At 75.4% G+C, this 10,142-nt stretch carries 10 protein-coding genes; 5 read left to right on the top strand and 5 right to left on the bottom strand.

Translation table 11 applies throughout. The features are described from left to right. A partial coding sequence (locus tag AB0M52_RS24065) for a protein kinase (RefSeq protein WP_363957699.1) occupies window positions 1-311 on the bottom strand: 311 nt, incomplete at its 3' end. A gap of 479 nt (window positions 312-790) precedes the next feature. Between AB0M52_RS24065 and AB0M52_RS24070 the strand changes: the two genes are divergently transcribed. From AB0M52_RS24070 to dinB, 3 genes are all read left to right on the top strand, one after another. Next, window positions 791-1,924, top strand: coding sequence for an N-acetylmuramoyl-L-alanine amidase (locus AB0M52_RS24070; RefSeq protein WP_363957702.1), 1,134 nt, complete (start codon window positions 791-793; stop codon window positions 1,922-1,924). Window positions 1,925-1,989: 65 nt separating this feature from the next. After that, window positions 1,990-2,802 carry an inositol monophosphatase family protein gene (locus tag AB0M52_RS24075; RefSeq protein WP_363957705.1) on the top strand — a complete coding sequence of 271 codons (813 nt, stop codon included), beginning with the start codon at window positions 1,990-1,992 and terminating at the stop codon, window positions 2,800-2,802. Between the two features lie 23 nt (window positions 2,803-2,825). After that, the gene (gene dinB / locus AB0M52_RS24080) at window positions 2,826-4,016 is read left to right on the top strand and encodes a DNA polymerase IV (RefSeq protein ID WP_363957708.1); all 1,191 of its coding nucleotides are present in this window, start codon (window positions 2,826-2,828) and stop codon (window positions 4,014-4,016) included. Here the strand turns inward: dinB and AB0M52_RS24085 are convergent. Further along, on the bottom strand, window positions 4,002-4,664 hold the full coding sequence (locus AB0M52_RS24085; RefSeq protein WP_363957711.1) for a hypothetical protein: 663 nt from the start codon (window positions 4,662-4,664) through the stop codon (window positions 4,002-4,004). The two genes, dinB and AB0M52_RS24085, sit on opposite strands and share 15 nt — an antisense overlap. A gap of 210 nt (window positions 4,665-4,874) precedes the next feature. Then, entirely contained in the window at window positions 4,875-6,263 is a 1,389-nt protein-coding gene (locus AB0M52_RS24090; RefSeq protein WP_363957714.1) for a hypothetical protein, read from the bottom strand. A 265-nt stretch (window positions 6,264-6,528) separates the two neighbouring features. On the opposite strand from AB0M52_RS24090, the gene AB0M52_RS24095 reads away from it, so the two are divergent. Beyond that, on the top strand, window positions 6,529-7,245 hold the full coding sequence (locus AB0M52_RS24095) for a GntR family transcriptional regulator (protein WP_363957717.1): 717 nt from the start codon (window positions 6,529-6,531) through the stop codon (window positions 7,243-7,245). Window positions 7,246-7,342: 97 nt separating this feature from the next. Beyond that, window positions 7,343-8,143: a lysoplasmalogenase gene (locus AB0M52_RS24100; protein WP_363957720.1), complete on the top strand. Its 801-nt coding sequence runs from the start codon at window positions 7,343-7,345 to the stop codon at window positions 8,141-8,143. Here AB0M52_RS24100 and AB0M52_RS24105 read toward each other — a convergent pair. Beyond that, window positions 8,110-8,766 (bottom strand): response regulator transcription factor, encoded by a 657-nt coding sequence (locus AB0M52_RS24105; protein ID WP_363957723.1) that lies wholly within the window; start codon window positions 8,764-8,766, stop codon window positions 8,110-8,112. The genes AB0M52_RS24100 and AB0M52_RS24105 overlap by 34 nt on opposite strands. Next, the gene (locus AB0M52_RS24110) at window positions 8,763-9,983 is read right to left on the bottom strand and encodes a histidine kinase (protein WP_363957726.1); all 1,221 of its coding nucleotides are present in this window, start codon (window positions 9,981-9,983) and stop codon (window positions 8,763-8,765) included. The genes AB0M52_RS24105 and AB0M52_RS24110 overlap by 4 nt, the downstream gene beginning before the upstream one ends. Window positions 9,984-10,142 lie beyond the last annotated feature (159 nt).

Here is a 10,142-nt window from a genome sequence, read left to right on the forward strand (position 1 = left end):
GTTGTCGGGCCCTGCGCGCGCAGCATCTGCCGCAGTGAGACGCCGTTGACCAGCTCCATCACGATCGCGGCGCCGCCCGGTGCCTCGACGTACTCGTAGAGGCGGCAGACGTACGGGTCGTCGATGTCGGCCAGCAGCCGGGCCTCGTCACGGAAGGCGGCCCGGAACGAGGCGTCGTCCGGCCTACCGGTCAGGTACTTGATCGCCACGGGCGTGCCGGTGCCGTCGTGGACGGCGAGGTCGACGCTGCCGGACGCGCCGGCACCGAGCCGGCGGACCGGGGTGTAGCCGGAAACCCGCCAGCCGGTCATGCCACCACTCCCCGCGCTCCGCGTAGCCGGACGGCGCTCCTCCGCACGCTGGTCATTATCGTTCCCACGGCCCGCACGGCCATCGGCCCGACAGGTGCCGTCACCGGCCGGACAGCTGCCTGGCGGCTCGTCCGATGGGCACGGTGGCCGGTGGGTGACCCGGCGGTCGCCGCCGCCGGCGCGGGATGGTCGGTCACGGACACGACGTCACTGGTAGCACCCCCGGTCAACGACCGGTCGACGGTGGACCAGCGGCGGTGAACTGGACCTGGCCAGGGCGGGTGCCGGGTTCGCCGACTGCCTGGCCGCCCGCGCCGCCGACCCGTCGCTGACCTTCCGGCAGCACCTGCGCCGCGCCGGCGGGGCCATCGAGGAGTAACTCCGCCTCGACCTCTGGCGCAGCCGTTCGTCTTGGCAATATCCTCCACATCACGCACGGTCGATGGAGCTGGTTTTCATTCGGTCCCGGAGGAGACGCCATGCACACCGAGCACACCGAACTGGACCGCCGGACCCTGCTGCGCGCCGGATTCGGCGCCGCCACGGTCGCCGTGGTCGGGACCGACCTCGCCCGCCCCACCCCCGCGCGGGCCGACGCGGGCGCGGACCTGGACTGGATCATCAGCTGCGACGGGTGGGGCGCCCGTCCGCCGAAGGATCCGCTGTCGGTCAGCGCGACCCCGACCAACAAGATCATCGTGCACCACATGGCCTTCCCGAACGTCACCGACTACTCCCGCGAGCAGGCGGTGCAACTGGCCCGCGACTGCCAGGACCTGCACATCGACGGCAACGGCTGGTCGGACACCGGCCAGCACTTCACCGTCAGCCGGGGTGGGTACGTGCTGGAGGGCCGGCGCGGCAGCCTGGAGCGGCTGCGGGCCGGCGACCGGCAGATGATCTCCGCGCACTGCCCCGGGGAGAACGGCCGGGCCATCGGCATCGAGAACGAGGGGACGTACGTCGACGAGACGCCACCGGAGGCGCTGCTGGACTCGCTGGTGCGGCTCTGCGTGACGATCTGCCGGCGGTACGGGCTGCACGCGCATGACATCTTCGGCCACTGGGACTTCCGCACCACCCAGTGCCCTGGCGCGGCCTTCTACCGGCAGTTCCCGTCCCTGCGGCGGCAGGTCTTCCGCGCCCTCGGCACCAGCCTCGGCGACGTGCCGGCCCGACGCTGGCCGGACCTGTGGCGCTTCGTCAGCTCCCCCTCGGTGCGCGTGGCCCAGTACCTGCTCGCCCACCACGGCTACCCCGTCGAACCAACCGGAGTGTTCGACGCGGCCACCGTGGCGGCGGTACAGGACTGGCAGGCCCGCAACGGCCTGCCGGTCGACGTCGACGCCACGCTGACCGCCCGGACCTGGGAGACCCTCGCCCCGGAGCTGGACCAGCACTCCGCCGGCCTGCCGGTCACCGCCGTGCAGTACCTGCTCAACTTCAAGGGGTACGCCGACGTCGCGGTGACCGGTGGCTACGACCACGCCACCCCTCGGGCGGTCCGGGACCTACAGGCCCTGCACGGGCTGCCCCGCAACGGCAAGGTCGGTACCGGCACCTGGTGCGCGATCGTCGGCGGCGTGGTGCGGCAGTCCTTCACCCGCCGCTGACCGCCCGGCACCGAGGTCTTTGCAGCCCGGCCAGGGACTTCGCCACAGGGCCTAGCCTGGGCGACATGTCGATCACGGATGGGGAACTCGCCGTCGCCGCGGCCGAGGCCGGCGCGGTGGTGCTGCGCGCCCGGTACGGGACGGCGCTGGCCCGCGTCGACAAGGGCGCGGGCGACTTCGCCACCGCCGCCGACCTCGACGCCGAGCGGGCGGTTCTCGACGTGCTCCGGGCCGCCCGCCCGTGGGACGAGGTGCTGGCTGAGGAGAGTGGCCGCACCGGGCCCGGCGGCAGCGATCGGGTGTGGCTGGTCGATCCGCTGTGCGGAACGTTGAACTACGCCGCGCGTACCATGCTCGCCTCGGTGAACGTCGCCCTGCGGGTGGGCGCGACGACGACGGTGGCCGCCTGCGCCGACCCGTTCGCCGGCGAGGTGTACTGGACCGAGGGCGACCAGGCTCACGTACGCCGCGACGGCGTCGACGAGCAGATCACCCCGTCTGCGCGGTCCCGCCTGGTGGAGGTCAACCTCGACCCGCCGTTTCCGAACGAGGCCACGTTCCGGGCCGTCCGGTTGCTCGCCGACCCGGGATTCGAGGCGCGGTTCCGGCCCCGGGTGGTCTCCACCACCCTCGCGGTGGCCTGGGTCGCCGCCGGCCGGCGGGCCGCGTACGTGACCGACGGCCAACTGCGGGACAGCGTGCACTTCGCCAGCGGCATCGCGCTGTGCCGGGCCGCCGGCTGCGTGGTCACCGGCATCCGGGGACAGCCGTTGCACACCGGGGCGGGCGGGCTGCTGGTGGCCGCCGACGAGGAGACCCACGCCGCCCTGTCGGCTTTGGTCGACCGGCAGTTCGCGGCAGGTCACGCCCCGCTTTAGAACATGTGTGCGAAGATGGCCGCGTGTCGGGCGAGGCCACCATCCTGCATGCCGACCTGGACGCGTTCTACGCGTCGGTCGAGCAGCGCGACGATCCACGGCTGCGCGGCCGTCCGGTGATCGTCGGCGGTGGCGTGGTGCTGGCCGCCAGTTACCAGGCCAAGGCTCGGGGCGTGCGCAGCGGCATGGGCGGTGCGCAGGCCCGTCGGCTCTGCCCGGACGCGGTCGTCGTCCCGCCCCGGATGGCCGCCTACAGCGCGGCCAGCCGGGCGGTGTTCGAGATCTTCCGGCAGACCACGCCGCTGGTCGAGGGGCTCTCCATCGACGAGGCGTTCCTCGACGTGGGCGGCCTACGCCGGTTGGTCGGGCCGCCGGCCGGGATCGCCGCCGGGCTGCGCCGGGCGGTACGCGAGGGCGTCGGCCTGCCGATCACCGTCGGGGTCGCCCGGACGAAGTTCCTGGCCAAGGTGGCCAGTGGCGTCGCCAAGCCGGACGGCCTGCTGGTCGTGCCGCCCGCCGGGGAGCTGGCCTTCCTGCACCCGCTGCCCGTCGAACGGCTGTGGGGAGTCGGCCCGGTGACCGCCGCGAAGCTGCGCCAGCACCGGATCCGTACGGTGGGTGACATCGCCCGGCTCGGCGAGGCAACCCTGGTGTCGCTGCTCGGCGGCGGCGCCGGGCGTCACCTGCACGCCCTGGCGCACAACCGTGATCCGCGGCCGGTCCAGGTCGGCCGGCGGCGCGGGTCCATGGGCGCCCAGCACGCGCTGGGCAACTCCGCGCACCGCCCCGCCGAGTTGGACGCGATCCTCGCCGGCCTGGTCGACCGGGTCACCCGACGGCTGCGATCGTCCGCCCGGTCCGGGCGGACGATCACCCTGCGGCTGCGCTTCGCCGACTACACCCGGGCGACCCGCTCGCGCACCCTGGCGAAGGCGACCACCGACACCGGCACGGTGCTCGACACCGCACGCGGGCTGCTGCGGGCGACCCTGCCGGAGATCGAACGGCGCGGTGTCACGCTGATCGGCGTGGCGGTCGGCAACCTCGGCGACGGGCACGTCCAACTGGCCCTGCCCTGGCACCCCGACCCGTCGGCGGAGTTGGACGCGGCGGTCGACGCGGTCCGCGAGCGGTTCGGTTCCGCGGCCCTGACCCGCGCGGTGCTGCTCGGCCACGACACCGGCCCGGAGATGCCCCTGCTACCCGACCCCTGAGCCCGGTTGGCGTCCGACACCCAGCGCCGGCACGGCAGACCTCGCACCGCCGAGCCCGACCGGTGGCGCGGGCCGCCAGAGCAGGTCGACGGGAACGCCGTCCGGCCCCGACAGGCGGTGTCGCTCGCGGTAGCCGAGTCGGCGGAAGAGACGGCGGTCGGCGCCGCTGTGCACCTCGGCGTACATCGGCAGGCCGAGGGTGTCCATCCACCGGTGGCTGCCGGCGAGGACCGCCGCGGCCTGGCCGGCCCGGCCGGCGTCCGGTGGTGCGGCGAGGAAGGCCAGGTGGTTGTGGGCCTCGTCGGGGCGGCGCGCGGCGAGGACGTGATCGAGCCGGCGGAAGCGTACGGCGTGGTCGCCGCCGGCGTCCTCGAGGCGCTCGTCGTACCGAGGTGGGGGTGGGATCGGGCGGTAGCGGTGGAACCAGACCGTGGCGGCGGCCCCGTTCTTGAGCAGGAACGCGTCGCCGAACAGCAGCGCGTGTTCGATCCAGATGCGGGCGACGGCGGCGACCACCGCGGGACGGCGTCGCTCGTCGGGCACGAGCCAGCCGCCGAGGGGCGTGGGGACGACGGTGGCGGTCACGAGGTCGACGATCCAGTCGATGTCGCGCCAGCGGGCGCGGCTGACCGGCAGGGTGATGTGCATGGGAACTCCGGGTCAGGTGAAAGTCCGAGGTGGAGGATCGGCCAGGCCGGCGACCCGCGGACGTACGCGGGCGGCGAGCAGGGCCGGTGACGCACGACCGCGCACGGCGGCCGTCGGGTGTCGCGCCGACCGGCCGTCACGGTGGCGGCGGCCGCGACACCCCGAATGAACCCTCGTAGCGGGGCCCGGTGCATGGTGTCGGCCCGCTGGTCAGGCCGGTCTGCTCCCCGGGCGCGGCGATCGGGACGGACGCCGCCGGGTGCGGGCAGGCCGGGTCACCTGGCCTCGAAGCGCGGGCGGCGTCCAGCCGGCCGGGGTGTCGGCGGTCCCGCCGTGGGTGGTCACGGTCGAGTCGACGCCGCTGGTGCCCGGAGCCGGCGACACCGGAAACGGCGTCGGGGTGCGGTCGGCCCGCCGGTCGACGGGGTCCGGCGCACCGGTGCCGGTGGCCTCGACCGCCCGCGGCCGGGGCGTCGCCGGGTACGCGGCCACGTACCGGACGGTGTCGGCGACAACCGGGACGCCCGGCGTGCAGCAGGGCGGGACGTCGACCGCCGGTGGCACCGGCGGCGAGGTGGGCGGCGGCACCGGTTGGGGCGCGGGATCGGAGTCCGGATCGGAGTCGGGCACCGCCGGTGGGGTGGCCGGCGGCGGCTGGGGCGGGCCGGCGACCGGATCCAGGATGTCGAGCACCGGGTCGAGCGGACCGAGGATCGGCCCGGCCTCCCGCAGGACCGGATCGAGACCGGCGACGATCGGGTCGAGCAGCGGCGACAGCGGGCCGAGGAGTTGGCTCAGGGCGCCGACGAGCGGGTCCGCCACCGGGCGCACGGCGGCGGCCACCGGGGCGACGACCTGGTCGCGGGCGGCCTCGGTCACCGGCGCGACCACCTGCGCCACGGCGTCCACCACCTGGCTGTCCGACCGGGCCGGACCGCGCGGTTCCGACCTGACACGCGGTGCCGGCGGATCGGCGGACGGCTCGTGACCGGGAGCCGCTGGGCGGGCGTGCGCCGGCGTCGACGGTGACGGCGCGGCCGGCGGCGAGGCGGGGTCGGTCGGCTGCTTTCCGGACTCTGAGGCCGGCTCGACCGGCGACGTGCGGGCAGGCGGCGGAGCCGGATCGGCCGGGGGCGCGTGAGCGGGCGGGGGCGCGTGAGCGGGCGGCGGAGCCGCCTCGGCCGGGGGCGCGCCACCGGCGGGTGGGTCGGGCTCGGCCGGCGATGGGTGGGCGGGCGGCGGTGCCGCCTCGGCCGGAGGTGGGTTACCGGCGGGTGGATCGGCCGGGGGCGGGTCGGCGGGTGGCGGATTCGGCGTCGCCGGTTCGGGCACCTCGGGGTGTCCGGCCGGGACGCCCGGTGCCGGTGGGGGCGCGTCGCTCGCCTGCCGGCCGGGCGCGACCGCGGTGACCACGGGGGCGACGACGGCCCGGATCAGGTCCGTCGCCGGGTTGACCGGCCGGTCCGGTGTGGTCACGGCGGCGTGGGCGGCGTCGCCGACGGTGACGTCGTAAACGCCCCAGGCGACACCGGCGACCACCGTCAGGAATCCGAGCCGCAGTGCGACGCGGACCAGCCGGCCAGGCCGTCGACTCGCCACCGGCGCCTCCTGTACCGACCGCCACCAGATGCGATCGCACCTTAACTCGCCGCAACGACCTGATCACAGGCTGCACGGCGTGTCGAAGACGGAAAGGCCGGCCGGCACCTCGGCCGAGGTGCCGGCCGTTGCCGGCGCACCCGCCTGGCCGGCACCGGGCGACGCGATCGACGGCCGGCGACCTTAGCCGGCACGACACCGAGGCCGCGTCGCGTACTGGTCCAACCAGTTGACGGGTTGATCGCGCTGGTCCACACTGCCGGGCATGGCATTCGTACCCGTCACTCGCGCCTCCGTGTCCGACCTCGTCTTCGGTCAGCTGCGCGACGCGATCGTCAGCGGTACCTACCGGACCGACGACAACCTGCCCGGCGAGCGGGAACTGGCGGCGGCGTTCCAGGTGAACCGGCACGCCGTACGCGAGGCGCTGCGCCGGCTCCAGCAGCTCGGCCTGGTCCGGGTCAGCCAGGGCGACGCGACCCGGGTGCTGGACTGGCGGGTGCACGCCGGGCTGGACCTCGCCCTGTCGCTGGTGCAGTCGGGCGACGTGCTCCCGGTGGCCACGCTGGTGCGCGACATGATGGACATGCGGGCCTGCATCGGCGTCGACGCGGCCCGGCTGTGCGCCCGCCGCGCCGACGAGGCGGTACGCGAGCAGATCCGGCGCGCCGCCGAGGACTTCGCCGCCCTCGCCCCCGACCTGCCGGCGATGGGCGAGGCCAACATCGCGCTGTGGCGGCACATCCTGCGGGGCGGCGGCAACACCGCGTACCTGCTGGCCTTCAACAGCCTGGTGGCCGGCGCCCTCGCGGTGGGCAAGGTGCCGCCGCAGCGGCGCGCCGCCGAGCTGCTCGACGTCACCGGGCACCGCCGGCTGGCCGAGGCCATCGCCGAGGGCCGGGCCGACGATGCCGCCGAGCAGGCCCGTGCCCTGCTGACGGCTCCCCTCACCGCCCCCACCAGAAAGGACAGCCGCGCATGATCCCCGCCGTGCTGTACGCCGTGCCGACGTTCCTGCTGCTCATCGCAGTCGAGGCGCTGTCCCACCTGCTGCGCCGCCCCGGCTGGCAGCCAGCCCGATGAACCGCCCGGAACGGAACGCCGCCCCGATGAGCCAGCCGGAGCGGAACACCGGCCCGACCGGCCAGCGAACGCACGACAGCAGCCTGCCCGGCCGGCCGGCGCGGGGCAGCGCGTTGCTGTGGGCGTTCGGCGTGGTGGCGGTCGTGGAGCTGGTCGCCGTGGCCGTCGCGGCGACCCAGGTGCAGTGGCTGGCGAAGCCGCTGCTGGCGCCGCTGCTGCTGGCCTGGCTGTGGTGGGCACGCCGGCAGTCGGGGCCGGTCGCGATCGGGCTGGTCCTCGCCACCGCCGGGGACATCGCGCTGCTGGTGCCGGGAGACACCGCGTTCCTGGTCGGGATGGGCTGCTTTCTCGGCACGCAACTCGCGTTGATCACCGCGTTCGTCGGGCACCGCCGACCGCCGGTGGCGGCGGTGGCCGGGTACCTGCTGCTCTGGGCGGCGGCGAACGCGCTGTTGTGGCCACAGCTCGGTGCGCTGCGGCTGCCCGTGCTCGGGTACAGCCTGGCCCTGAGCCTGATGGCCGCCGCCGCGACCGGCGTCAACCTCCGGGCCGCGGTCGGCGGCGCGCTGTTCCTTTTCTCCGACCTGCTCATCGGTCTCGGCGCGGCCGGGACGACGCCGCCCGGGCACGGGGTGCTGGTGATGGCGACCTACAGCGCGGCCCTGCTGCTGATCACCACCGGCTGGGCGACCCGGGCCGGCGGCGGGCTGCCTCGGCCAACCGGCGGCGAGGCGTCTCAACCGCCCGACGGCGGCGGGGCGGCTCAGCCGGACGGCGGCATGAGCCCGCCCCGGTAGGCGGCGGCGACGGCCTGGGCCCGGTCGCGCAGCCCGAGTTTCATCAGCACCCGGCCGACATGGGTCTTCACCGTCGCGTCGCCGATGTGCAGGCGGGCGGCGATCTCCGCGTTGGACAGCCCGTACGCCATCTGCACCAGCACCTGCCGCTCCCGGTCGGTCAGCCGGCCCAGCTCGCCCGGGACGGGCCGGCGATGGTCGCCGAGCGCGGCGAACTCGGTCAGCAGCGACCGGGTGACCGCCGGGTCCAGCCACGCCTCGCCGGCCGCGACCGCCCGCACCGCCATGGTCAGCTCGTCGGGTGCGGCGTCCTTGAGCAGGAAGCCGGAGGCGCCCGCCCGCAACGCCGCCCGGACCGCGTCGTCCACGTGGTACGTGGTGAGGACCAGCACCCGCACCCCGGCACCCTCGGCGGTGATGTCGCGGGTGGCGGTGACCCCGTCGGTGCCCGGCATCCGCACGTCCATCAGCACCACGTCGGGCCGCTCCCGGCGGGCCAACTCGACGGCGGCGGCGCCGTCGGCACACTCGCCGACCACCGCGATGTCCCGCTCGGCGGCGAGCAGCATGGCAATGCCGGAGCGCACCAGCGGCTGGTCGTCGGCGAGCACCACCCGGATCACGACGGCACCCCCACCTCGACCGGCGGCAGCGGCAGTCGGGCGTACACCCGGAAGCCCTTCCCCGGCACCGGCCCGGTGGTCAGCTCGCCACCGGCGACCGCGACCCGCTCGCGCAGGCCGACCAGCCCGCGCCCGGTCGACAGCGCACCACCACCGGCGGCGGTGCCGTCGCCGCCGGTGTCGCGCACCTCCACCTCCAGCTCGTCGGCCCAGGTCAACCGGACGGTGGCGGTGGCCTGCGGGCCGGCGTACCGGGCCACGTTGGTCAACGCCTCCTGGACCGTCCGGTAGACGGCCAGGCCCACGCTCGGGTCCACCGGCCGGGCCGGCCCGTCGACGGCGAAGTCCACCCGCAGCCCGCTGGCGCTCATCCGGGCCACCAACTCCTCGACGTCGCCGGGGCCCGGGTGCCGGGGGTCGACCGGCGCGGTGTCGCCGGGCGCGATGACGGTGAGCATCCGGCGCAGCTCCTCGACGGCCTGGCGGCCGGCCTGCTCGATGTGGGTCAACGCCTGCCCGGCCCGGTCCGGGTCGGTGGCCAGGACGCGCCGTGCGCCGCCGGCCTGCAACAGCATCACCGTCACCGTGTGCGCGACGATGTCGTGCAGCTCCCGGGAGATGCGGGCCCGTTCGTCGGCTACCGCGCGCTCCGCCTCGACGGCCCGCAGGCGCTCGGCGGCGGCGAGCCGGCGTCGGTTGCTGCCCGCCCACCAGCCCAACGCCCAGGTGCCACCGACGACCAGGGCGTAGACCAGGGTGAGGCCGACGAAGACGGCGGTACGCCGGCCGGCGTCCTCGCGGCCGGCCAGCCACGCCTCGTTGGCGGCGATGACCAGGTACGGGGCGAGCGCCGGGACGGTGACCCAGGCGCGGCTGGCCGGCGCGCACGCGCCCACCGCGTAGAGGGCGACCAGCACGCCGAGCACCGGCTGGTAGCCGGGCACCAGGGCGGTGCCGACGAGACCGAGGGCCCAGACCACCACGAACACGGTGACCGGTGCCCGGCGGCGCCACAGCAGGGCGATCGGGCCGAGCACCGCGAACGCCAACAGCAGGACGGTGGAGCCGCCCACGCCGCCGGCGCGGGCGAGGTCGGTGCCGGCGGTGGAGAACAGCGCCAGGTCGAGCAGCCAGACCGCCGCGGCGACCAGGACGTCGCGACGGGCCGGTACGTCCCGGTGGGCCAGCCCTGGCGACGGTACGGCCGGGGCGGTCATCGTGGGCCGTGCGGCTGGCAGAAGCAGAACAGGATGCAGAAGCCACCGGTCAGCTCACGCATCGAGCCGAACCGGTGCTCGGCACGGCGCGGTTCGCGCTGCGCCTGCTCCAGCTCGCCGGCTCGGCGCAGCAGGTCGTCGTCGACGACGTGGATATCG

The organism is Micromonospora sp. NPDC051296 (assembly GCF_040682255.1).
Taxonomy (GTDB): Bacteria; Actinomycetota; Actinomycetes; order Mycobacteriales; family Micromonosporaceae; genus Micromonospora; species Micromonospora craterilacus.